The sequence below is a fragment of the Adlercreutzia agrestimuris genome (assembly GCF_943193125.1).
Lineage (GTDB): Bacteria > Actinomycetota > Coriobacteriia > Coriobacteriales > Eggerthellaceae > Xiamenia > Xiamenia agrestimuris.
The window spans coordinates 61,888-85,433 of record NZ_CALPCX010000003.1; the positions used below are offsets into that span (position 1 = coordinate 61,888).

The following is a 23,546-nucleotide window of genomic DNA, read 5'->3' on the forward strand; positions in this document are numbered from 1 at the left end:
GTAATATAAACTTCAAACATATACCGATTAGGAAGTGATGATATGAGCAACGTAGTACTTTCTCCTGATCCCAGGCTCAATCAAGTATGTGAACCATGTGATCTTGCTGACAAATCGCTCCAAAAGCTGGCGAAACAAATGATTAAAACAATGTATAAGAATGCGGGATGCGGCTTAGCGGCACCGCAAGTGGGCATCAACAAACGTCTTGTTGTTATTGATTGCGACCAAGACGAATCGGGTGAGCAAAACCCCATTATTCTTATCAATCCAACAATTGTTGAAACAGATGGAGAACCAGAGACAGGTGAAGAAGGATGCCTTTCTATTCCTGGTATCTCCATTCCTATCTCTCGTCCAACATGGGCGCGCGTGCGTTTCTTTGATTTTGATGGCGAAGAGTGGGAGATTGAAGGCGATGGTTTGTTGGGTAGATGTTTGCAGCATGAGATTGATCACTTGGACGGCATAACTATGTTTGAGCGTTGTGATCCTATGGATCGCATTGTTGCGCTTGCTGAATATGAGCGCGCACTTGCTGCAGGCGCAAAGCCGGGCGAAACCTCGCTTTCATAGGTCATCAATTTTATGATTCTCAAGCTGAGGTGTTTGAGATCTTGCGAAAAAGGAATCTTACATGCGAATAGTTTTTATGGGTACACCCACATTTGCTGCCGATATTTTAGAAGAGCTCTATTGGCATCATGACGTGGTTGGTGTTTTTACCAGGCCCGATGCGGTACGTGGTCGTGGAAAGCGCCTTGAACCTTCTCCTGTTAAAGAGTGTGCATTGGCACATCATACGAAAGTATTTTGTCCTACATCACTTCGTGACGATATCGTCAATGTGACACTGAGAGAGCTTGCGCCTGATGTTATTTGCGTTGCAGCATATGGGAAGATCTTACCGAAAGAAGTGCTTAAGAGTGCGCCTTTTGGGTGTTTGAATGTACATGCGTCACTTCTTCCTCGCTGGCGAGGTGCAGCTCCCATTGAACGTGCCATTTTAGCTGGCGATGAACAGGCTGGTGTGTGCGTTATGGCAATGGAAGAGGGGCTAGATACAGGAGATTTCTGTATCAGTCGGGCTACCGACGTGGCTGATAAGTCTGCTGAGCGTCTTACGGCAGAATTAGCGTCGCTTGGAGCACAAGCTCTATTGTATGCCCTTAATGCGCTTGAAGCTGGTGAAATTAAATGGGTATCGCAAGATGACTCATTGGTGACCTATGCGGACAAAATTGAAAAAGGTGAGCTCAGCTTTAGGCTTTCTGATACCGCGCAACAACTTGCACGTAAAGTTCAAGCTTCCAGCAATGCGCATCCTGCCCATGTATGTTTAGCGGGAAGAGATGTAAGTATTTTAGAAGCACGCGTTTTTAATGATGAAGAGGCACCTGAATTGAATGCCGGTGAGGTTTTGCTATGGCGCAAGTGCCTCATAGTTGGCACGATGGACGGTCTTTTGGAGATTATTAAAGTAAAACCTGCTGGTAAAAAGGAAATGGATGGCAAGGCATTTGCTGCAGGCATTCAGGGAATAAAACACAATATCCAATCTTGGGAGGAGCCGCATGCCTGAAAAACGCTTTGGTAAGCCACAAAACGATCGTCCGCAGACGAAGAAGTTCGGACGGGGAAAAGCCAGCCCTGCGCGCCTTGAAGCGCTTGCTGCGCTTCGTGAAATTCGAGAAAAAGATGCTTATGCGCAAGATGTCTTAGAGCATTCGGTGGACGTTTCATCTATGTCTTCTGAAGACAGAGCTTTTGCTACTAAACTTGTTTTAGGCGTCGTAAGTTGTTCAGGAACGCTTGATGAGGTACTCAATCAGCTTCTTGATAAACCAGATCAAATGTCAGCTGATGTTCGCGATGCGCTCCGTATTTCTGCTTACGAGCTTCTCTTCTTAGACAAATCACCTCATGCAGCAGTTGATCAGGGTGTTGAACTTGTGCGATCGGTTACACCTGCAGCAGCAGGACTTGCAAACGCGGTTTTGCGCAAGATTGTTCGCATTCGTTCGGGCTTTCCTTTTGGAGATCCACATACTGATTTGCGTGCTCTTGCGCGCCTCTATGCTTTTCCAGAGTGGCTGGCAAAACTTCTCATTGCAGATCTCGGACCGAATGAAGCCATTGAGTTTATGCGCCTTTCTAACGAGCAAGCACCGCTTTTTGTTGGCGTGAATACTATTCGTTGTTCTGACACTATTTTGCAAAATACCTTCCATCGCCTTGATGAGACAATAGATCAGGTTTATTTCAACGGTAATCCAATACCGGGTTGTTATCGCGTTGCTGATACCAGAGCTTTATTGCTCAGGGGAGTAAAGCGCATGCTAACCTCAGGGCGCATTGTAGTGAGCGATGCTGCTTCACAATTGGTGGCCTCGTCAGTATTAGGTGAGAATGAGCCGCAATCATTTTTGGAAATTGGTGCTGGTCGTGCCACAAAAACAATCCTTTTGCAAAGTAATGCCATGAGACGGTATGGACATCAACTTGAAAACTACACCACTGTAGATAATAGGCATTTCAAAACCAAGTTATTGCGTGAGCGCATTGCCCAATATGGGGTGGAAGTAAAAGATGCGCTTACAGCAGACGCACTTCATTTGAAAGATTTTTTGGATGAGAAACAATACGATACGATTTTTATTGACGCACCCTGTTCTGGGTTGGGAACATTGCGTAGGCATCCAGAAATACGCTGGAAGATAACACCTCAAGACATTAAGACCTATGCGTCAACTCAGCTTGATATGCTCAAAAGCGCAGCACCATTTGTGGCCGATGGCGGATCGCTTGTGTATGCAACCTGCACGGTAACACATGCAGAAAACAATGGTGTGGTAAAAGCATTCTTGGAGAGCGAAGAGGGAGCGAATTTTTCTTTGGCGCCCATCAATGGCGCTTCTTGTATTGCGACGCGCCTTACGCAAGGATCTATGGATGCTCATTTTGCTGTTCGATTTATTAAGCGCGGATAAAATCTGGCCGAATACCTGTTTTTAATCTGTATGTAACAAAGCTGCACTAAAATAAGCAAAATTGTCAACAAAGCTCATGAGCTTATTCACGAGAGGGATGAAAGGAGGATTGCGTTATGGAGCCAAACATTAAAGAGGTGGCCGGGCGCATCCAAGCCCTGCGTGAAGATGTTGGCCTAACCATGCAAGAGATGGCAGATGCTACAGGTAGAAGTGTTGCCGAATATGCCGCGCAAGAATCTGGTGAAGAAGATTTATCATTTACCTTTCTATATAAATGCGCACAGCGCTTAGGGGTAGATGTTATTGAACTTTTAACGGGTGAGAATCCTCATTTATCAGGGTATTCGCTCACAAGAGCTCATGATGGCTTATCCATTAAGCGTCGTGCTGGCTTTGAATACCTTCACAAAGCACCCTATTTTAAAAACAAACTCTGTGAACCATTTTTGGTTACTGCTCCCTATTTGGAAGATGAACAAGATAAGCCTATCCATCTTTCATATCATGCAGGTCAAGAACTTGATTATATTATTTCTGGCAAGATGCTTTTTGCCTATGAAGACCACGTCGAACAGTTAGAGGCAGGGGATCTACTTTTCTATGATTCTGGGCGTGGTCATGGCATGATTGCTACAGGCGGAGAACCCTGCGTCTTTCTTGCTGTTGTGCTAAAGCCGCAAGACGAAATTATATAGGCGCTGTTGTCTTAACTGAGACAGCATGCGCCCTATAAGTGAGCGTTTTGTTGGTTTTTGCGTGCATTTGCGCACTTCAAGAGAGAGAATTACATCATGAGAAATATCAATCTTCGCTACGTAGATGAAGCTTATAACGCTGATGGCTTATTAACAAAATTTGATATTACTATGCCTCCGGACTTCAATTTCGGCTATGACATTGTTGACGATATCGCGCTTAATGATCCTGAGCGTCGCGCCATGATATGGTGCAACCCTGAGGGTGAAGAGCATATCTTTAGCTTTGCTGATATAAAGTATTGGTCAGATAAATGTGCCAATGCGCTTTTAGATGCAGGCATAGGTCGCGGAGATGCAGTGCTTGTTATCTTGCGTCGTCATTATCAGTTTTGGATTGTTGCTACCGCGCTTGCTAAGCTTGGCGCCATTATGGTTCCTGCAACATTTATGCTCAAAGAGCATGATCTTGAATATCGCCTTAATGGTGCTTCTATCAAGGCTATTATTGCTACGTCAGTCGGAGAAATTGCAGATATAGTTGATAATGTATTAGTAGATCAAGATACCTGTCCAACCGTGGAAGCTTGTTTTATTGTCAACGGCGCTGGTGGGGGACTTACTCCACAAGATGATTCTGGCGCATTTGTTTTTGATGAAAATGAACTCATAGGGCAGGCGCTCTCGGGTCCTGAAGGAGTATGTGCGGCAACGTGCGAGCGAGAAGGATGGATTGATCTTAATCGTGCAATTCGCGAGGCTTCGTCTAATTTTGAACGACGCGAAACGCTGGCCGCAGATCCTATGTTGCTTTATTTCTCAAGTGGTACATCAGGTAATCCCAAGATGGTTTTGCATGATAGCTCCTATGCGCTTGGTCACTTGATTACCGCAAAGCATTGGCACAATGTTGAACCTGATGGCTTGCATTTTACTATTGCTGATACTGGTTGGGGTAAGGCTGTTTGGGGTAAATATTATGGGCAATGGCTCATGGAAGCATGTGTCTTTACCTATGACTTTGATCGTTTTTCTCCTGCAGAAATTCTTGATTTGATTGGGCGATATAACATTACTTCGCTTTGTTGTCCTCCAACAATGTATCGCATGATGATGACTGAGGATATTGACTCATTCGATCTTTCTTCCTTGCATTATTCAACAACTGCAGGTGAGGCACTTAATCCTGATTTGTTTGATTTTTGGAAGACTCATACAGGATTGACAATTTATGAGGGCTTTGGTCAAACAGAAACACCGCTTGTTATTGGTAACCTTACAGGATCATCTCCTCGTTCGGGTTCTATGGGTAAACCAGTGCCACTCTATCACCTTGAGATCATGCGCGAAGATGGCACCATCTGTGACGTGGGAGAGACCGGTGAGATCTGTATTGACGTGCATGAAAAGGCACCGGGCATCATGCTTGAATATTATCGCGATCCTGAAAAGACTGCTCAGGCAATTCATGATGGTTGGTATCACACAGGAGACACCGCTTGGCGTGATGAGGACGGTTACTATTGGTATGTCGGTCGAAATGATGACGTCATTAAGTCAAGCGGCTATCGTATTGGTCCTTTTGAGATTGAATCGGTGCTTCTTGAGCATGATGCAGTCCGAGAATGCGCGGTCACCGGTGTTCCTGATCCCATGCGTGGCAAAGCAGTAAAAGCAACCATTGTTTTGGCTGATGGTTTTGAGGGTACTTCAGAGCTAACACGTGAGTTGCAAACTTGGGTTAAGCGCAAGACGGCACCATATAAATTTCCGCGCATTATTGAGTATGTCCAAGAGTTACCGCGTACTGTTAATGGCAAGATTCGCCGCGTTGCTATTCGCGAAGAAGATGAGGCGAAATAGTCATGGCATGCGCAGAGCGTTTTAATCCCGCAGATTTGCCTCGTGTGGTAGTTATCTGCGGGCATTATGGCGTCGGCAAAACTAACTTGACGCTCAATCTTGCTCGTGATGCCCAAGCAGCAGGTCGCAGGGTTGTTGTTATTGATAGCGATGTAGTTAATCCCTATTTTCGCTCAAGTGATTATGCGCATCTTCTTGAAGATGAGGGCGTTTCGCTTGTGGCGCCCGTCTTTGCGGGATCAACGCTTGATAGCCCTTCAATTTCCGGACAAGTTCAAACCGTCTTGGCGTGGGCTGCACGCCAAGACGCATCTCAAGCAGACGCACTCGTACTTATAGATGCTGGTGGCGATGATGTTGGTGTGACGTCGTTAGCTCGTTTTAGGGAGCAACTTCGCGTTTGCGATGCGCATGTTGTGCAGGTAATCAATCATGCACGAAATCTTACGACTGTGCCTCAAGAAGCGTGCGAAGTTATGCGTGAGATTGAAGCGAAGTTAGGAATTGCAAGTTCTGCATTGATCAACAATACGCATCTTCGTGAAGAGACCGATGTTGATACGATTTGTGCGGGTATAGCATTTGCTTCCGAGGTTCAATCACTTGCCAACCTTGATATTTGGTGTAGCTGTGTTCCTCGGAAGCTCGAGCATGAACAGAGAATTGTGGATGCACTCAGCTTGGCTGGATCACCTGAATATGCGGTAGATCGTCTCGTCAGTTTTGTGTGGGAATAGACGAGCGCATCCACCGATAAAGCCGAAACACTTTGCATGAGTGGCACCAGGTGCAATGGGTTCGTGTGTCATTATAAAGAGGTGCAATGAAAGAGGAGGATAGATGGCTCGGATTATTGTTGATGATTACTTTTGCAAGGGTTGTGGGCTCTGTGTTGACGCCTGCCCTGTGCAAATTCTCGAACTAGATATGGCAACTATTACCGAAAAGGGATATCACCCCGCATGCTGTGTTGATCAAAGCAAATGTACAGGCTGCATGTCATGTGCGCTCATGTGTCCTGATTGCGCTATTAAGGTAATGAGGTAATTATGTCTGAGAAGGTATTAATGAAAGGCAATGAAGCAATGGCTGAAAGCGCTATTCGCGCTGGATGTCGTTTCTTCTTTGGGTATCCAATTACGCCGCAAACAGAGCTTGCGGCATATATGTCAAAGCAAATGCCGAAGTGCGGTGGCACCTATCTTCAGGCAGAGAGTGAAATTGCTGCCATCAACATGGTGTATGGAGCATCCGCTGCTGGAGCGCGCGTTATGACTTCCTCTTCTTCTCCGGGCATCTCGCTTAAAGGAGAGGGTATCTCTTATATGGCAGGTTGCGATCTACCAGGGGTAATTGTAAATGTGCAACGTGGCGGCCCAGGCCTTGGAGGTATTCAGCCTTCGCAATCTGACTACTGGCAAGCCACGCGTGCAACAGGACATGGCGACTTTCAGATTATGGTATATGCACCATCAACGGTTCAGGAGATGGCTGACTATGCATATTTGGCCTTCGACAAAGCCGATGAATATCGTATTCCTGTTATGATTTTGGCCGACGGCATGCTTGGCCAGATGATGGAGCCGGTGTTAATGCCAGAACCTAAAACCGAGCTTCCCGAAAAACCATGGGCAACAACAGGGCATCATAACAAACGTAAACATAATATTGTTGATTCGCTCTATCTTACCCCTGATGCACTTGAGGGGTTGAATCGCGAACGCTTTGAGCGTTATGAAACCATTAAAGCAAACGAGCAGCGAGCTGAGCTTTTTATGTGCGATGACGCAGAAATTGTGCTTGTTGCATTTGGTGCATCGGCGCGTATTGCACGTTCTGCTGTTGTAGCTGCTCGCGAAAAGGGTATCAAGGCTGGTCTTATTCGTCCCATCACTTTGTGGCCGTTCCCGACAAACGCATTTGAAAGCGTGATGGATACTGCACGCGATTTCTTGGTTGTTGAAATGAATATGGGACAGATGGTTGACGATGTCCGTCTTGTCTCTGAGGGTCGTGTTCCGGTTGAGTTCTTTGGTCGTACGGGTGGTATTATCCCGACGCCAGCTGAGGTACTCAAGCGCATAGAAGCGGCTCACGAGAAGGTAGGTGAGTAAGCATGAGCGCAGAAGAAAAGGTGGTTTTTGAACGCCCGCACGCATTGCTTCCGGTCATTACAAATTATTGTCCCGGATGTCCACATGGTATCGTGCATAGGTTGGTGGCCGAGACAATTGACGAACTAGGTATTGAAGGTGAGACCGTTGGTGTTGCACCAGTTGGTTGCGCTGTTACCTCAGTTGACTTCTTTGGGTGCGATATGATTGAGGCTGCTCATGGTCGTGCTCCGGCAGTTGCAACAGCAGTTAAACGCGTTCATCCTCAAAATGTTGTATTTGCCTATCAAGGTGATGGCGACTTAGCTTCAATTGGCATGGCAGAGACGGTTCATGCTGCAACTCGTGGAGAGAATATCACTATTATTTTTATCAATAATGCTATTTATGGCATGACGGGCGGCCAGATGGCTCCGACAAGTTTGCCTCATCAAATTACGCAAACATCTCCTTATGGTCGCGATACTGAAACGGCAGGTTATCCCATTCGAGTATCTGAGCTTCTCAGTTCGCTTGATGGCGTTGCTTACCTTGAGCGTGTAACAGTTGATAGTCCGAAGAATGTTCGTAAGGCGAAAAAAGCTATTAAAAGGGCCTTTCAAAATCAAATTGATGGCGTAGGGTATTCGCTTATTGAAGTGGTTTCTACTTGTCCAACAAACTGGGGGTTGTCACCTCAGGATTCTTTTGATTGGATGCGTGAAAACATGTTGCCCTACTATCCGCTGGGTGTGTATAAGGATGTCGTAGCTGATGGGTATGCTAATGCTGCAGAGGCGGCAGCTGCGCGTAATGCGGATTGTCCCGTTGCGCACCCTGAGAAAGCAGGTGCATAAACAATGGGAAGAAACCTGAGTTTGATTCTTGCCGGTTTTGGTGGTCAAGGTGTTTTATTTGCTGGCAAGATAATTGCTACTGCTGGTCTTATTGAAGATCGTGAAGTTTCATGGTTGCCGTCATATGGTCCTGAAATGCGCGGAGGTACAGCAAACTGTTCGGTAACCCTTGCAGATGACCCCATTGGTTCTCCGCTTATTACTGCTCCTAATGCGCTTATTGTAATGAATCAGCCATCAATGGATAAGTTTGAAAGCGCAGTTGTGCCTGGTGGTGTTGCGGTAGTTGACTCAACACTGGTTCAGCATATTCCTGATCTTGCTAACGTTTCTGTTTGTGCTGTTCCGGCCACTGAGCTGGCAGAAGAGAACAACATGAAAGGCTTAGCCAATGTCATTTTGGTTGGTAAGCTTTTTGCTGAAACTCATTTCTGCGAAGAGGAAACGCTATTTGCTGCAATGGAAAAGTGTGTTCCAGCTCGTAAGCGACATCTTCTTGATGCAAACATTGCTGCTTTGAAGCTTGGCATGCAAGCCTAAAAACCTTAGATATAGACAGAGTAAGGACAAGCTATGGTGCAAGAATTAGCTGACATCGGTTTACGAATTCAGGGTCTTCGTGAAGCTTGTGATGTTACCCAAGAAGAAATGGCTCAAGAGCTCGGCGTAGATCTTGCGGTCTATCAGGAATGGGAGGCAACTGGCCAAGACGTGCCCATTTCGGCAATCTATCATATGGCGCATCACTTTGGTGTTGAGTTTACTGAAATTTTAACGGGAACTGCTGCTAAGTTAGAAACCTATCATGTTGTCAAGAATGGCGAAGGTCGTGAGGTAGACCGATACCCGGGCTATCATTTTGAAGACCTTGCTTGGCGCTATTCGGGAAAAATCATGCAGCCGCTTTTGGTGGTGTTAGAACCCAGTGTTGAGGCTGCGGAGTTGGTAACCCATACTGGACAGGAATTCAATCTAGTTTTAGATGGAACAGTAGTGGTTACCTGGGGTGATAAAGAGTTTGAATTGGAGGCAGGCGACTGCATTTATTTCAATCCTCAGTACCCGCATGGGCAGCGCTGCAAAGGAGATAAGCCAGCGCGTTTTGTAACGATTATTGCTGAATAAAGAGCGAGAAGGATAGTAGGCTGTGGATCACGTATTAAAGCAATATTGCCCTCGTATTGAATTTGATTCGTATGAAGACTTTTTTGAAAACTTCCAAATAAATGTTCCAGAAGCTTTCAACTTTGGATTTGATGTTATTGATGAGTGGGCACGTGTAGAGCCCGAAAAAGTAGCATTGGTATGGTGCGATGATCACGACAACGAGAAGATCATCACTTTTAATGAGCTTTCACGTCTTTCAAATCAAGCGGCGAATGCATTCCGCCGTTTAGGCGTTGGCAAAGGTGACGTGGTGATGTGTATCCTGCGTCGTCGTTGGGAATACTGGGTTTGTGCAGTTGCGCTTTGCAAGCTTGGTGCAACTATCATACCGGCATCATTGCAGCTAACCAAAAAAGACGTGATTTACCGCGCAAATAGTGCTGAAGTTAAAGTTGTGGTATGCGTAGATGATGACTATGTATGCACTCAAGTAGAAGAGGCGTTGCCGGAATCGCCTACTATTTGCGAGAAGCTTTTGGTTGCGGGGCATCGTGATGGTTGGGTGGATTTTGCTGACCTCATTAAAGACGAATCGGAAGCATTTGATCGTCCGTGCGGCGATGAGGCTGTGACAAGCAAAGACATCATGCTTATGTACTTTACCAGTGGAACAACTGGTAATCCAAAAGCAGTAGAGCATAATTTCGCTCATCCACTCGGTCATATCATAACTGCAAAGTACTGGCAGCAGGTTCAGGAAAACAAGTTGCATATGTCTGTTACAGATTCTGGTTGGGCAAAGTTTGGCTGGGGCAAGATTTATGGTCAGTGGATTGCGGGTGCAACAATTTTTGCCTATGACATGGAAAAATTTGTTCCAACAAAGTTGCTCCAAAAGATTCAGGACTATAAGCTGACAACCTTCTGCGCACCTCCAACTATGTATCGTTTTATGCTGCAAGAAGATGTAGCATCCTATGATCTTTCAAGCGTGGAGAATTTTGCTACTGCAGGTGAGCCACTTAATGCTGAGGTAACGCTTGCATGGGAACGTTTGACGGGTAAGAAAATTCGTGAAGGCTTTGGTCAGACAGAAGGGCCAGTGCTTTTAGCAACTTTTCCCTGGATAGAGCCTCGACCTGGTTCTATGGGTAAACCTTCTCCTTTGCTTAATATAAAGCTGCTTGATGATGATGGTCAGGAAGTGGCTGATGGCGAAGAAGGTGCAATTTGCGTAACGGGACTTAAAGAGGCGTATCCGCCTGGTCTTTTTGTGGGCTATTACCATGATGATGAGAAAACGCGCGAGGCGGTTGGTGGCGAGTACTATAACTTGCACGATATGGCATGGCGTGATTCTGATGGTTATTGCTTTTTTGTTGGTCGCAATGACGATGTGATCAAATGCTCAGGTTACCGTATTGGGCCTTTTGAGGTTGAGAGTGCTTTGGTGGAGCATCCAGCAGTTGTGGAGTGTGCAGTTACCGCAGCGCCTGATCCTATCCGCGGTAAAGTTGTTAAAGCAACTGTTGTTTTGGCGCGTGGCTGGGAACCATCAGATGGCCTGGTGAAAGAACTTCAAAACCATGTCAAAAAAACTACGGCGCCTTATAAATACCCGCGCATCGTAGAATTTGTTGACGAACTTCCCAAAACAATTGGTGGCAAGATCAAACGTAAACTTATTCGCCAAACGGATGGCATAAAAGAATAACTACTCATTGCATGGCTTTTGCACCCCCTGGATCAATAATTTAGATTCAGGGGGTGTTTATATTGTGATTGCTGCTTACCAGAACTTAGCTGGCAGCTAATGAAAACGCTAGGGGCATTCTTTAGCATTCCTTCTTGCATCATTAAAAGAACGAGAAGGGATGATTTTATATGGATCAGCAACAACCAAGTGTGCCTTATGGTGCACCAAACCAAAGCAATGCTGTGTCAACGTCAGGCATGGCTATTACCTCACTTGTGCTTGGTATCTTGGCTATCATTTCATCATGGATGCCCATCATTAACAATTTTTCAATGATATTGGCTATCCTTGGTGTGATATTTGCAATTATTGGTTTGGTGGGTATCACTAAAGGTAAGAAAAGGGGTAAAGGTTTAGCTATTGCCGGACTTGTTCTTGGTATTGTGTCTGGAATACTTGTTATCGCTACGCAGGGCATTTATGGTGCGGCAATTGATTCTGCGCGTGAAGAAATTAACCCCTCTGTTGCTACTACAACTTCGTCTTCAAGTAGCGCCTCAAACGCTACAGGTGATAGCAGCGATACATCGTCAGACAATCAGTCGAATAAAGAAACTGAGCAAGAAGAATCAATTGATTACAGTAATTTGGTATTGGGTGACTCTATTGAGCTTACCGATGGAACGGTTGTCACTGTTAATTCGGTAGAGGCTGGGTTGGTTAATTATGACGATTCTCCAATTACTGGCGTTTCCGTTACTTATACCAACACCGGATCCAAAGACATTTCCTTTAATCCTTATGATTGGAAAGCTCAGGATGCGCAAGGTGCTCAATATAATCAAACATATTACTCCGAGGCCGAAAATAGCCTTTCATCGGGTTCGCTTGCCGCAGGAGGTTCTGTAACAGGAAATCTCTATTTTGATGGTGATATTAGCAAGGTACTTTATTACTCAAACATGTTTAATGACAGCGCTACAGCTGGTTGGGTTGTAGAATAGACTGCTGATGAGATTAAGTACAGATGACAATGGTAGAGTTCTGTTGACACGCTCATCATGTCACCTATAAAAAACCAGAGAAGAAGAAAGAAGCGTCGGGTGCCAGAACCATTAACAGAAGAATTGCTTAATGAGCTGTTGGCCTCTGGAGACCCGACGGCTTTCATTGAAGATCACCATATTCAAAAACGTACACTGCCTGATTATCTTCAATACTTATTGAACATTCATGGACTACAAAGACCAGATGTTATACGTACAGCAGGAATAAACGAAACGTTTGGATATCAGATCTTCATGGGCCAACGTGGTGCTTCACGAGATAAAATCTTGCAACTTGCTTTTGCTATGAATTTGACGTTGCGAGAGTGTAATAGACTTCTCAAGCTCTCCGGTGCTAACGAGTTGTATTGCAAGAACAAGCGTGATGCCATCATCATCTTTTGTTTGGATAAAGGATACACGCTTCAAAAGACCGACGATGAACTATATCGGTTTGGAGAAGAAACCATTTCTTAAACTGTTTGGTATGATGGTGGCATTATGTCAGACGAACTTTCCGAACATCTTGATGCTCTTCAGCGTGATGATTGCTATCGCGTTATTTCGGTATTGAAATCCTCTCCCCAAGAGATTACTGAATTAGTGGTATTTAAAGGAATAAACGGCTCTGAAACAGGGCCGTTTATTCGCAAACGAATTCAACGTAATATGGGTACAGGGAGTGCTTACGAAACACTTTATCATGCGCAGCAACAAGGAAAGCGCTTTCTTCATCTTCCCTATATTTATGATTGCTACAACGCCGGTGAGCAAACCGTTGTAATTATGGAGTATCTCAAAGGGGAGACGCTCCATGAAGTTGCTTATCGTTGCGATCCTTCACTTGCGCTTGCAATAGATATATTTCCGCGCTTATGTGATGCAGTGCTTGAATTACACGAGGCATTCGAGGCGCCTATTATCCACAGAGATATCAAGCCAACAAATATTATTTTGTCTCAAGGAAGCCTTGGAATTATCGATTTCGGCATTGCACGTCTTTATAAGGAAGGCTCAAGCGAAGATACACATCATTTTGGAACCAAAGAATATGCACCTCCAGAGCAATTTGGATTTGGACAAACCGATGTGCGTTCAGATGTATATGCGCTTGGTATGGTGTTGTGGTTTTGTTTAACCGAAGAAACGCCTACTGCGCAGGCACGCCTTAATGGTTTTATGCATGCAGGTGTTCCAGAGGCGCTTCGTCAGGTTATAGTTCGTGCTACAGCGCTTGATCCAAAAGATCGTTATGCATCAGTGCGTGCACTTAAACAAGCATTTCTTGAAGCGGTGACAGATATATCATTGCAGAGCAAAGATGCACAAGTTGCGTCGTTGAGATACCCCAAAAATGCAGTTAAAGCACTTGTCACACCTGCATCATCAGAGTCAATATTGTCTCGATTGCGCTATGCTTTTAAGACAACAAATCCGCTTGGAATCTTGTCGGGTTGTATCATGGTCTTTCTTATGGTGGTTTTCTTGGCTGCTTCTGTGCATGTGGCGATTTATCCTGATCCTGACCTCACTTTGGCTCATGCTCCTTTGTATCTTCGGTTACTTAATTATGGGTGTATATACCTCTTTATATTCTTTCCTATTTTTACGCTGGGTATACCAAAACAGCTTATAGCTGTCGTAATTCCGAAATTTGCTTCAGTAAAAATATCACGAAGAATCTTATATGTAGCTCTGAGCATAATCATTTCGTTTGTTTTGGTGGGGATTCTCTCATTTTTGAGATAAAAACACGTAGTCTTTATGGCTAAACGCCTTCCGGGCACCGTCTTTCGCCTTTCGTTTTGAGATACCTTTAGTACTATGGAAAACACTTTTTTGTACTTACTTACTTGAAATAGATAAGGTAATCGCATGTCTTTAAGCTCCCAAGAATTATCGGCGTTACGACCTGATGAGATAGCCCCTGCTGATGTTGAAGCGAAAGTTGAGACCGTTGCACAAACCAAAGCTGCGCTCCCTTTTGCAAAGTGTTTTGTTTTGGCCATGCTCTCGGGTGCATTTATCTCGTTTGGCGCTTTATTCTACTGTGTATTCATAGGCGACCCAACCTTGCCTTTTGGGGTACAGCGTCTTGTGGGTGGCATCTGCTTTTGCCTTGGGCTTGTTTTGGTATTGTGCTGTGGCGCTGAGTTGTTCACTGGAAACATTTTGATGATTTGCGCAAAAGCCTCAAAACGCATCTCATGGCGTGGTCTATTGCGAAACTGGTCCATTGTCTGGCTTGGTAATCTTTGTGGTTCGCTCGTAGCAGTTACCATCATTGCACTTGCTGAGATTCCGTCGCTAAACGGGGGAGAAGTAGCACTTGCGATGGTCAATATTGCAGCAGGTAAAGTCGCTCTTGAACCCATTCCGCTGCTGTTTAAGGCCATCCTTTGTAATATCTTTGTTTGTTTGGCTGTTTGGATTGGCTTTTCTGCTCGCACGGTTGTTGATAAGGTTATTGGTATTTTGTTGCCAATCTCGGCTTTTGTTGCTTGTGGGTTTGAGCACTGCGTGGCAAACATGTTCTTCTTGCCAATGGGATTGATTCAAAATTCGCTTGGGGTAGGAGTGGCAGGTGCTGTTGCGTTTGAAGGCGTGGTCTATAACATTCTTTTGGCAACGCTCGGAAACATCATTGGTGGCGTGATTGTGGGCATTGCATATTGGTATGTCTATGCGCAGCGCTCGGAAAAATAACGCGAATACTTTTACTCAAGCTCACAAACAGAAGAAATAATTGCATAAAAATTGCAATATTGCGAAATATCTCTAGCAAAATAGTCATTTTTGCGTATACTGGTTCCAGTCCTTTAAAAGCGGTACAGAGAGACCGACAAGGCACATACGAGAGCGCTTATATAAAGCGCAAAAGTTGAAGCCTACGTCTCTTGCGAGGCTTTTTTTCTGCCCATTTTGGCAGGTTGAAACAAGCCATCGCAAAGGCATCTTCAGGTCGCCTGTACCATCCCAAAAGAAAGGGGTGGGTAATGACCAACGCAGGCACGGTCAAAAGCGTTTGTATGGATGCAGACGAAATTGAGCGCGCTCTTACGCGCATGGCACACCAGATTCTTGAAAACAACCATGGTGCCAAAAATCTTGCTTTAGTGGGTATTGTTACGCGTGGTGACTTGCTCGCAAAGCGCCTTCAGGAAAAAATTGAAGAAATTGAGGGAACAAAGGTCCCGCTCGGTAAATTAGATATCAGCTTTTACCGTGATGACTTTGCAACGCATTTGGCTCCCGAAGTTCATTCAACTGACATCTTGTTCGATTTAGACGGTAAGGATGTCGTTTTGGTTGACGATGTGTTGTATACCGGTCGAACAATTCGTGCGGCCTTAGATGCACTCATGGATATCGGTCGTCCTTCATGTGTTCAGCTTGCAGTACTGGTTGATCGAGGTCATCGCGAACTGCCTATTCGAGCTGATTATGTTGGTAAAAATGTTCCAAGCGCATCCGATGAAAACGTTCGTTTGTTCTTGGAAGAGGTAGATGATAAATCTGAGGTAGAGATTTTGGCAATTGAGCCAGGTATGCGTGCAGGATCTGCACCTTTGGGGGGTGAATAATCAATGGCTTTCAACCATAAGCACTTGATTGATATTACGGAATACTCTGCAGACGATATTATGACTATTCTTGAAACTGCAACACGTTTCAAGGAAGTCAACGAGCGTCGTATTAAGCAGGTTCCAACTCTAAAAGGCGTAACCGTCGTTAATATGTTCAACGAGCCCTCAACGCGTACGCGCTCATCATTTGAGATTGCTGAAAAGCGCCTTTCTGCAAACAGCTTGAATTTCGGAGGTTCTTCAACTTCAACCGTAAAGGGCGAAAGCTTGGTGGACACAGTAGAGACTCTGTGCTCTTACAAAATTGATATGATTATTGTGCGCGATAAGCATGCTGGTGTTCCGCGCAAAATCGCTGACGTATCTGGTGTTCATGTAATTGATGCAGGTGACGGCAAACACCAACATCCCACCCAAGCACTTCTAGACTTGTACTCAATTTGGGAGCGCAAGGGAGATCTTAATGGTTTGAAAGTGGGTGTTGTTGGCGATATCGGACATTCGCGCGTGTGCGGATCTTTGATTCCCGCTCTCAAGATTATGGGGTGTGAAGTAACAGTTATTGCTCCGCCTACGCTTTTGCCAGCACGCCCTGATATTTTAGGCGCCGATCATGTGACTTCAAATCTTGATGAAGCGCTGCCCGAATTGGATGTTGTTTATATGCTGCGCATCCAACGCGAGCGCTTGGAGGGAGCTCCTTATCCTTCGCTTCGCGAATACAACTTGCTGTATGGTCTTACGCAAGAGCGCGAGCATCTTATGAAGCCCGATGCTTTGATTTGTCATCCAGGTCCTATCAACCGCGGTGTAGAGCTTGATAGCTATATGGCTGATCATCCTAAACGCTCTATCATCTTAGATCAGGTTTATGCTGGTATTTTAACGCGTATGGCTGCACTTTATCTGCTGTTAGGAGGGAGCGAAGATGGCATTACTGCTTAAAAACGCTCATGTAATTGATCCCCAAATCGGACTTAACGAAGTTGCTGACATCGTTATTCGTGATGGCAAAATTGTTGAAGTTGGTCAGAACTTGTCAATCGAGAAAGGCATTGAACGAGATCTGCGTGAAAAGATTGTCGTCCCTGGTTTGGTGGACATGCATGTACACCTTCGTGAGCCCGGATTCGAGCAAAAAGAAGATATAGCATCAGGTACGCGTGCTGCTGCAAAAGGTGGCTTCACAGGCGTGTGCGCTATGCCCAATACGCTTCCTGTCATTGATAATGCAGTGGGCGTTGAATACGTAAAGGCTCGCGCAGCACAAGCAGGTAAAGCACGCGTGTATGTATCAGGAGCTTGCAGTCAAGGTCTTAAGGGTGAAACGCTTTCAGAGATGGGTGACATGGTTGCTCACGGCGCAGTTGCTTTTACCGATGATGGTCGCGGTATCCAAGGCGCTGGCATGATGCGCCGTGTTATGGATTATGCCTCACAGTTTGGCAAAGTTGTCATGGTGCATTGCCAAGATGATGATTTAGTGGGCGAAGGCCAGGTTAACGAAGGTGTGGTATCAACGCGCCTTGGCATGTTGGGGTGGCCGGCTGAAGGTGAAGAACTTGAGATAGCACGTGATATTGCGCTGTGTCGTCTTACCGGTTGTCCGCTGCATATCCAGCACATTACTACCGCTCGTGGTCTTGATATGGTTCGAGAGGCTAAAGCGGAAGGATTGCCGGTGACCTGCGAGGTTACCCCACATCACCTCTTCTTGAGCGAAGATGACATTACCGATGAGTACAACACGTGCTTAAAGGTTAACCCGCCGCTGCGTACTCAAAAAGACGCAGAAGCGCTTATTGCAGGTGTTATTGATGGCTCGGTAGATGCGATTGTTACCGATCATGCTCCTCATACAGATTTTGAGAAAGATCGTGAGTTTGAATTGGCTCCCTTCGGCATGATAGGTCTTGAAACCTCACTTTCGCTTATGATTACCAATCTGGTAGCTCAGGGCAAGATTACCTGGGAGCAGCTTGTTGAGCTGATGTCGGTGAACCCGCGTGCAATTCTTGGTGTAGAAAAGATCACCCTTGAGCCTGGTAGTACTGCCGATCTGACGGTAATTGATCCTCGTGAAGTGTGGACGGTTACACGCGAAGGCATGGTTTCTAAATCAGGCAATAGCGGCTTTTTAGGTGCTGAACTTACCGGTCGCGCAACTGATGTGTATGTTGGGGGATATGCCACCCTTGAAGACGGTATGATTGTTGAATAACGCTTAATCGGTAGCGTGCCATATTTGGTGCGCTACCGATTGATGTATTACGGTCTATCTTTGTATAAGGAGTCAATTATGCCCCTCATTAATGAGCAGGCGCGTATTATTGAAAATGAATGTGTGGGACCGCGTTTGTATTTGATGGTTTTGCAAGCCCCCCGCATTGCTGAAAGCATTGAGCCTGGTCAGTTTGTGCATGTTAAAATTCCTGGAATGGCTGATCATATTCTTCGCCGACCCTTTTCAGTTTATGCGACTAATCCAGCTACTAAAACAATTGATATTCTCTACCAGACGGTAGGGTATGGTACGGATTTCATGACAACGCTTACCGCTGATGAAGGCGCGCTTTCGGAGGTTGAAGTGCTCGGTCCGGTAGGACGTTGTTGGATGCCACCAGAACACACTCAGCGCGCTTTGCTTGTTGGAGGAGGTGTTGGCGCTGCACCGCTTTACATGCTCGCTGAGCAGCTCGTTGAAACTCGGGTGCACACTGATGTTATTTTAGGTGCACAAACAGAGCAGGCTTTGGTGTGCAGAGGACGTTATGAGGTGCTGCTGTCTGCTGGGACAACTGATCAAGTTGCTCCTCTCTGTTCAACTGATGATGGCTCCTTTGGTCGTGCAGGGTTTGCGACAAGTTTGGTTGCAGAAGCACTTGAAGCGGCTGGCCAAGCCGGCAAACAGTACGACTATGTTGCCGTGTGTGGTCCAGAGCCACTCATGCGTGCCGTTGCAGATTTGTGTGCAGATGCTGGCGTATATTGCGAAGTCTCAATGGAGAGACGGATGGCTTGCGGTATTGGAGCTTGTCTTTCTTGTGTGGTTGAAACAACAGAGGGAAAATTGAGAGCTTGCGTAGATGGACCAATTTTCGAGGCAACGAAGGTAGTGTGGTAATCATGGGCCTAAATATGGGAGTAAACCTTGGCGGATTACTCATGAAAAATCCCGTAACTACCGCTTCGGGAACTTTTGCCGCAGGGCGTGAATACAATGATTTTGTTGATGTCAGTGCATTGGGTGCAGTTACTACCAAAGGGGTCTCGCTTCATGGTTGGGCCGGAAACGATACGCCTCGTATTGCTGAGACACCCTCTGGTATGCTTAATTCAATTGGGCTGCAGAATCCTGGCGTAAAACACCTGATGGATGTTGATATACCATGGCTCAATGATCAAGGCGCAACCATTATTGTTAATGTATCAGGTCATAGTTTTGATGAGTATTTAGCAGTAGTTGATGAGCTTGAACAAGCATGTGTTCATGCTTATGAGATCAATATCTCTTGCCCAAATGTTGATGCAGGTGGTATGACCCTAGGTACCGATCCTGCATGCGTTGAAGCAATCGTGAAAAAGATTCGCGAAGCTACCAAGCGCCCCTTAATTGTTAAGCTTACGCCAAACGTTACATCGATAACTGATATAGCAAAAGCCGCAGAAGCAGGGGGAGCTGATGCCATATCTCTTATCAATACGCTTTTGGGCATGTCAATTGATGCTGAGCGAATGCAGCCGACGATGGCGCGCGTCGTGGGCGGTCTGTCTGGTCCTTGCGTAAAACCTGTCGCTCTTCGCATGGTTTGGGAGTGCCATCAGGCGATTTCGCTTCCAATCTTAGGCATGGGTGGTATCATGAATGGTATTGATGCTGTAGAGTTTATGCTTGCGGGGGCTACTGCGATTGCAGTAGGGACGGCAAATTTCGTCAATCCTTGTGCAACGCAAGATGTTATTAATGGTATTGCGGATTTCTGTGAACGTCACGGAGTACGTGATGTTAATGAGTTGATTGGAGCTTTGAAGTGCTAACAGTTTTTGACGACATACCTGCGCGCGATCGCGTTATTGTGGCGCTTGACTGCGGTATTGAAGAAGCTTTTGACTTGGCTGATCAGCTGCAAGGCAAAGCCACATGGATGAAAGTTGGCATGACGCTGTTTTATGCGAATGGACCAGCAATTGTGTATGCGCTCAAAGAGCGTGGCTTTAAGGTATTTTTAGATCTTAAATTTCATGATATTCCGCATCAGGTTGAAGGCGCAGCATATTCGGCAGCTGCAAGTGGCGCCGATATGCTTACCATGCATACTGTTGGTGGCGTAGATATGATGCGTGCCGCGCAAGCCGGTGCAGTTGCAGCATCTGAAGAGTATGGGTATGACACACCTGCTACATTGGGAATTACTGTTCTTACTTCAATGAATGATGCGGCGCTTGCTGAAACTGGTGTTTCGCGCGCTATGGCTGATCAGGTGGTAGTATTGGCTGAACAGGCAAAGCGGGCTGGCATCTCAGGCGTTGTCGCGTCTCCGCAAGAAGCCTCGCGTTTACGTGAGATTTTAGGACCGGAGGCTTATATTGTTACGCCAGGTGTGCGTCCTGCAGGGTCTGACAAGGGAGACCAATCTCGTGTAGCAACTCCCAAACAGGCTTTTGAGAACGGAGCATCTCATATTGTTGTGGGAAGACCCATTACACAGGCCACCGATCCAGCAGCTGCTTTTGAAGCAATTGTCGCAGACCTATAATTTGCTTATAATGAGGATATAGGTAAGCTTAAAGCGTTGTTTCTGATGCATGCATCGGTAGAATTCAGAAGAGATTCGCAAGTTGTAAGTTGAGATAAACGTGGGGGAATTTTAATCGTTTTGTCTCAAATGCGTGATATAGTGCTCAAGTCATGTGCTTTCAACTTGAAATTTCTAAAAAAATCAGGCATTTTGCGTGTTGCATGTGTGTGACCCGTGCTAGTATCACGGAAACGCTTTTTTGAAAGCTTATATAAAGCTTAGCTTTGGAACAAGAAGGAGAAGATACAGATGGCTATTCCTCAACTCAGCGCTGAAGAGCGTCAGAAGGCCCTAGAAAAGGCAAAGGAAGCTCGCATTCAGCGTGCGAAGGTTCGTGATGATCTGAAATCTGGAAAGCTGACCTTGGCTCAGGTTCTTGAAATGAAGAACGATGACGTAATTGGACGCATGAAGGTAAGCACCCTTATTGAGACCCTGCCTGGTTATGGTAAGGCTAAGGCTGAAAAGATCATGAGCGAACTGAAGATTGCTGAGAGTCGTCGTCTGAAGGGATTGGGCGATCGTCAGCAAGCTGCTCTGTTGGAGCGTTTGGGCTAGACTGACGTGCGTCGCGGAAATCTTTTTGTAATTTCTGGGCCATCGGGTGCAGGTAAAGGCACCTTGGTGGCCCGTCTTTTGCGTTTAGTGCCCGATGCTTGGGCTTCAATTTCTGCAACAACGCGTACGCCACGTGAAGGTGAAGTTGATGGCGTGCATTATCAATTTCAGACCCCGGCGTCTTTCCAAAAGCTCATAGATGAAAACGGGCTTTTGGAGTGGGCTACCTATGGTGGCAATCAATATGGAACGCCTCGTAAAAGCGTTGAAGAACATATAGCTGCTGGAGATCAGGTAATTCTTGAAATTGATGTTCAGGGTGGTTTTCAAGTTAAAGAGAAATTCCCTGATGCGCATCTTATTTTTATCGAACCTCCTTCACTCGAAGAGCTTGAACGTAGACTGCGCGGTCGTGGAACTGAGACCGATGATGCAGTTGCTGTGCGCATGCAGGTCGCCCAGGTAGAGCTTTCGCAAAAAATGGAGTATGATATACAACTTGTGAATGATGATATTGACAAGGCCACCGAAGAGTTAGTGGCATATGTCAATGACAAAGCTGAGAAAACACGAGGTTAAGTTCGCTATGAGCATTATTGAACCAAAGATTGATGTGCTGTTGTCAGAAACTGACAACGATCGTTTTCTGTTGTGCGCTCTTGCTTCAAAGCGCGCGCATGACATTAATGACATGATGCGTGGGCAGCGCGATCGCGCAATACAATTGCAAACTGCGGTAGAGATTGCTCGCGCAGCAGACAAAAAGCCACTCTCTCTTGCATTCACTGAGATTGCACGTGGTGAGGTTTCATTTGATCCTGCATCTATTGACGTTAAGAATCACTAGGTCTATTCGTGAGCGAATATCAACGTATTTGCCTTGCCCATTATCATGAGATTGGGTTAAAGGGTCATAACAGAGCTACCTTTGAGCGGCGCCTTCAGAAAAACCTTGAGGCGCTGCTTGTTAGTTTTCCCGTTGTAACTATTCATCGTATTGCTGGTAGACTGTGCATATTTCTCCGAGAAGGTACTTCTTGGGAGGTAGCGCAGGAATGTGCGCGCGTTATAGGGAGAGTTCCTGGCGTAGCGCGAGTATCTTGTGGTTACAAATGTGAACGAGATTTAGATGTCATGTGCGAAGTGGCTCAGATTGCACTTCGTGAAGCTGGCGATTTTACTACCTTTAAGGTTGCAGCAAGGCGCAATCACACTGATTTTGCCACCGGTTCAATGGATATGAATCAAATTGTTGGCGCCTCTTTATGTGAAGCTTTCCCTGAAAAAATTGTCCGCATGAAGCATCCTGATGTTGTTGTTGGTGTTGAAGTAGTACAAAACGCCACTTACATCTATGCTTTTTCTGAGCGCGGTGTAGGTGGTCTTCCAGTTGGTAGTTCAGGAAAAGTAGTCTGCCTTCTTTCTTCTGGAATTGATTCGCCCGTGGCATTGTGGAAGATGGCGCGTCGTGGCGCTGTGTGTATAGGTGTTCACTTTTCAGGTAGACCACAAACAGCTGATACCTCTGAGTATTTGGTTGATGAAATCGGCCACGTTCTAGAGCTGACAGGATGTGTTGCTCGCATCTATACGGTGCCTTTTGGTGACGTTCAGCGAGAAATAGCTCTCGCTGTACCTCCAGCACTTCGTGTAATTATCTATCGTCGCGTTATGTTTCGTGTGGCTCAACAGCTGGCATATCGCGAAGGTGCGCAGGCGCTTGTCACAGGTGAAAGCCTTGGTCAGGTTGCATCGCAGACGCTTGATAATTTGACGTGCACCAACGATGCGGTTGATTTGATGGTCCTTCGTCCGCTTATCGGGTCGGATAAGCTTGATATTATTGCTGATGCAGAGTCACTTGGATCATTTGCAATTTCTTCGCAAGATGCACCTGATTGTTGTACGCTGTTTATGCCGCGAAATCCTGAGACACACGCAAAACTGGCGGATGTGTATGCTGCAGAAGAAAACCTACCTCTTGATCAGTGGGTATCAGAATTAGCACAAATTGCGGAAATCAAAGATTACGCATGCCCTGCATATCATCCGAAAAAGATTTCAAAGGAACCCAAAGCATAACCGAGAGCATGAAGCTCATGTTGAGCGTTCAAGCGAAAGATTGAAACCGCTTTAAGAATTGCGTATGAGATCCGTACGAGATTGAACTGTTAACGCATTTAAACCACGTGTAAAACATGCGTGAGAGGTTTGCCAAAAGATTCAAAAGAAATATAAGCCTCGTGTAAAAA

General features: G+C 45.8%; 26 protein-coding genes. All 26 read left to right on the forward strand.

What is annotated here, in order from left to right:
- Positions 1-42 precede the first annotated feature (42 nt).
- The 26 genes from def (at position 43) to thiI (ending at position 23,376) form a co-directional block, all read left to right on the forward strand.
- Entirely contained in the window at positions 43-576 is a 534-nt protein-coding gene (def, locus tag NFR28_RS05840) for a peptide deformylase (protein WP_251178896.1), read from the forward strand.
- Positions 577-637: 61 nt separating this feature from the next.
- Positions 638-1,582, forward strand: a complete 945-nt coding sequence (fmt, locus tag NFR28_RS05845; RefSeq protein ID WP_251178897.1) for a methionyl-tRNA formyltransferase — start codon at positions 638-640, stop codon at positions 1,580-1,582.
- Positions 1,575-2,990 carry a transcription antitermination factor NusB gene (locus NFR28_RS05850; RefSeq protein WP_251178898.1) on the forward strand — a complete coding sequence of 472 codons (1,416 nt, stop codon included), beginning with the start codon at positions 1,575-1,577 and terminating at the stop codon, positions 2,988-2,990. The genes fmt and NFR28_RS05850 overlap by 8 nt, the downstream gene beginning before the upstream one ends.
- Before the next feature lie 116 nt (positions 2,991-3,106).
- On the forward strand, positions 3,107-3,688 hold the full coding sequence (locus NFR28_RS05855; protein WP_251178899.1) for a helix-turn-helix domain-containing protein: 582 nt from the start codon (positions 3,107-3,109) through the stop codon (positions 3,686-3,688).
- 96 nt (positions 3,689-3,784) lie between these two features.
- Positions 3,785-5,551 carry an AMP-binding protein gene (locus NFR28_RS05860; RefSeq protein ID WP_251178900.1) on the forward strand — a complete coding sequence of 589 codons (1,767 nt, stop codon included), beginning with the start codon at positions 3,785-3,787 and terminating at the stop codon, positions 5,549-5,551.
- A 2-nt stretch (positions 5,552-5,553) separates the two neighbouring features.
- Positions 5,554-6,288 carry a nucleotide-binding protein gene (locus NFR28_RS05865; protein WP_251178901.1) on the forward strand — a complete coding sequence of 245 codons (735 nt, stop codon included), beginning with the start codon at positions 5,554-5,556 and terminating at the stop codon, positions 6,286-6,288.
- Positions 6,289-6,391: 103 nt separating this feature from the next.
- Positions 6,392-6,598: a 4Fe-4S binding protein gene (locus NFR28_RS05870; protein ID WP_251178902.1), complete on the forward strand. Its 207-nt coding sequence runs from the start codon at positions 6,392-6,394 to the stop codon at positions 6,596-6,598.
- Between the two features lie 2 nt (positions 6,599-6,600).
- On the forward strand, positions 6,601-7,665 hold the full coding sequence (locus NFR28_RS05875) for a 3-methyl-2-oxobutanoate dehydrogenase subunit VorB (protein WP_251178903.1): 1,065 nt from the start codon (positions 6,601-6,603) through the stop codon (positions 7,663-7,665).
- Between the two features lie 2 nt (positions 7,666-7,667).
- Entirely contained in the window at positions 7,668-8,501 is an 834-nt protein-coding gene (locus tag NFR28_RS05880; RefSeq protein WP_251178904.1) for a thiamine pyrophosphate-dependent enzyme, read from the forward strand.
- A gap of 3 nt (positions 8,502-8,504) precedes the next feature.
- Positions 8,505-9,041, forward strand: a complete 537-nt coding sequence (locus tag NFR28_RS05885; protein WP_251178905.1) for a 2-oxoacid:acceptor oxidoreductase family protein — start codon at positions 8,505-8,507, stop codon at positions 9,039-9,041.
- Between the two features lie 33 nt (positions 9,042-9,074).
- Positions 9,075-9,626 carry a helix-turn-helix domain-containing protein gene (locus NFR28_RS05890; protein ID WP_251178906.1) on the forward strand — a complete coding sequence of 184 codons (552 nt, stop codon included), beginning with the start codon at positions 9,075-9,077 and terminating at the stop codon, positions 9,624-9,626.
- Between the two features lie 22 nt (positions 9,627-9,648).
- On the forward strand, positions 9,649-11,322 hold the full coding sequence (locus NFR28_RS05895) for an AMP-binding protein (RefSeq protein ID WP_251178907.1): 1,674 nt from the start codon (positions 9,649-9,651) through the stop codon (positions 11,320-11,322).
- Between the two features lie 170 nt (positions 11,323-11,492).
- Positions 11,493-12,308 carry a DUF4190 domain-containing protein gene (locus NFR28_RS05900; protein ID WP_251178908.1) on the forward strand — a complete coding sequence of 272 codons (816 nt, stop codon included), beginning with the start codon at positions 11,493-11,495 and terminating at the stop codon, positions 12,306-12,308.
- Positions 12,309-12,407: 99 nt separating this feature from the next.
- Positions 12,408-12,827 (forward strand): XRE family transcriptional regulator, encoded by a 420-nt coding sequence (locus NFR28_RS05905; RefSeq protein ID WP_251178909.1) that lies wholly within the window; start codon positions 12,408-12,410, stop codon positions 12,825-12,827.
- A 24-nt stretch (positions 12,828-12,851) separates the two neighbouring features.
- Positions 12,852-14,099 carry a serine/threonine protein kinase gene (locus NFR28_RS05910; RefSeq protein WP_251178910.1) on the forward strand — a complete coding sequence of 416 codons (1,248 nt, stop codon included), beginning with the start codon at positions 12,852-12,854 and terminating at the stop codon, positions 14,097-14,099.
- A gap of 126 nt (positions 14,100-14,225) precedes the next feature.
- On the forward strand, positions 14,226-15,056 hold the full coding sequence (locus NFR28_RS05915; RefSeq protein ID WP_251178911.1) for a formate/nitrite transporter family protein: 831 nt from the start codon (positions 14,226-14,228) through the stop codon (positions 15,054-15,056).
- Positions 15,057-15,346: 290 nt separating this feature from the next.
- The gene (gene pyrR, locus NFR28_RS05920) at positions 15,347-15,934 is read left to right on the forward strand and encodes a bifunctional pyr operon transcriptional regulator/uracil phosphoribosyltransferase PyrR (protein ID WP_251178912.1); all 588 of its coding nucleotides are present in this window, start codon (positions 15,347-15,349) and stop codon (positions 15,932-15,934) included.
- A gap of 3 nt (positions 15,935-15,937) precedes the next feature.
- A complete protein-coding gene (locus tag NFR28_RS05925; protein WP_251178913.1) occupies positions 15,938-16,882 on the forward strand; it encodes an aspartate carbamoyltransferase catalytic subunit in 945 nt (314 codons plus the stop codon).
- Positions 16,866-18,158 carry a dihydroorotase gene (locus tag NFR28_RS05930; RefSeq protein ID WP_251178914.1) on the forward strand — a complete coding sequence of 431 codons (1,293 nt, stop codon included), beginning with the start codon at positions 16,866-16,868 and terminating at the stop codon, positions 18,156-18,158. Before NFR28_RS05925 ends, NFR28_RS05930 begins: the two co-directional genes overlap by 17 nt.
- A gap of 78 nt (positions 18,159-18,236) precedes the next feature.
- A complete protein-coding gene (locus NFR28_RS05935; protein WP_251178915.1) occupies positions 18,237-19,061 on the forward strand; it encodes a dihydroorotate dehydrogenase electron transfer subunit in 825 nt (274 codons plus the stop codon).
- Positions 19,062-19,063: 2 nt separating this feature from the next.
- Positions 19,064-19,975, forward strand: coding sequence for a dihydroorotate dehydrogenase (locus tag NFR28_RS05940; protein ID WP_251178916.1), 912 nt, complete (start codon positions 19,064-19,066; stop codon positions 19,973-19,975).
- Positions 19,969-20,694, forward strand: a complete 726-nt coding sequence (gene pyrF / locus NFR28_RS05945) for an orotidine-5'-phosphate decarboxylase (protein WP_251178917.1) — start codon at positions 19,969-19,971, stop codon at positions 20,692-20,694. The genes NFR28_RS05940 and pyrF overlap by 7 nt, the downstream gene beginning before the upstream one ends.
- A 291-nt stretch (positions 20,695-20,985) precedes the next feature.
- The gene (gene mihF, locus NFR28_RS05950; RefSeq protein ID WP_251178918.1) at positions 20,986-21,294 is read left to right on the forward strand and encodes an integration host factor, actinobacterial type; all 309 of its coding nucleotides are present in this window, start codon (positions 20,986-20,988) and stop codon (positions 21,292-21,294) included.
- A 6-nt stretch (positions 21,295-21,300) separates the two neighbouring features.
- A complete protein-coding gene (gene gmk / locus NFR28_RS05955) occupies positions 21,301-21,873 on the forward strand; it encodes a guanylate kinase (protein ID WP_251178919.1) in 573 nt (190 codons plus the stop codon).
- Positions 21,874-21,880: 7 nt separating this feature from the next.
- The gene (locus NFR28_RS05960) at positions 21,881-22,141 is read left to right on the forward strand and encodes a DNA-directed RNA polymerase subunit omega (RefSeq protein ID WP_251178920.1); all 261 of its coding nucleotides are present in this window, start codon (positions 21,881-21,883) and stop codon (positions 22,139-22,141) included.
- An 8-nt stretch (positions 22,142-22,149) separates the two neighbouring features.
- Positions 22,150-23,376, forward strand: coding sequence for a tRNA uracil 4-sulfurtransferase ThiI (thiI, locus tag NFR28_RS05965; protein ID WP_251178921.1), 1,227 nt, complete (start codon positions 22,150-22,152; stop codon positions 23,374-23,376).
- Positions 23,377-23,546: the final 170 nt, after the last annotated feature.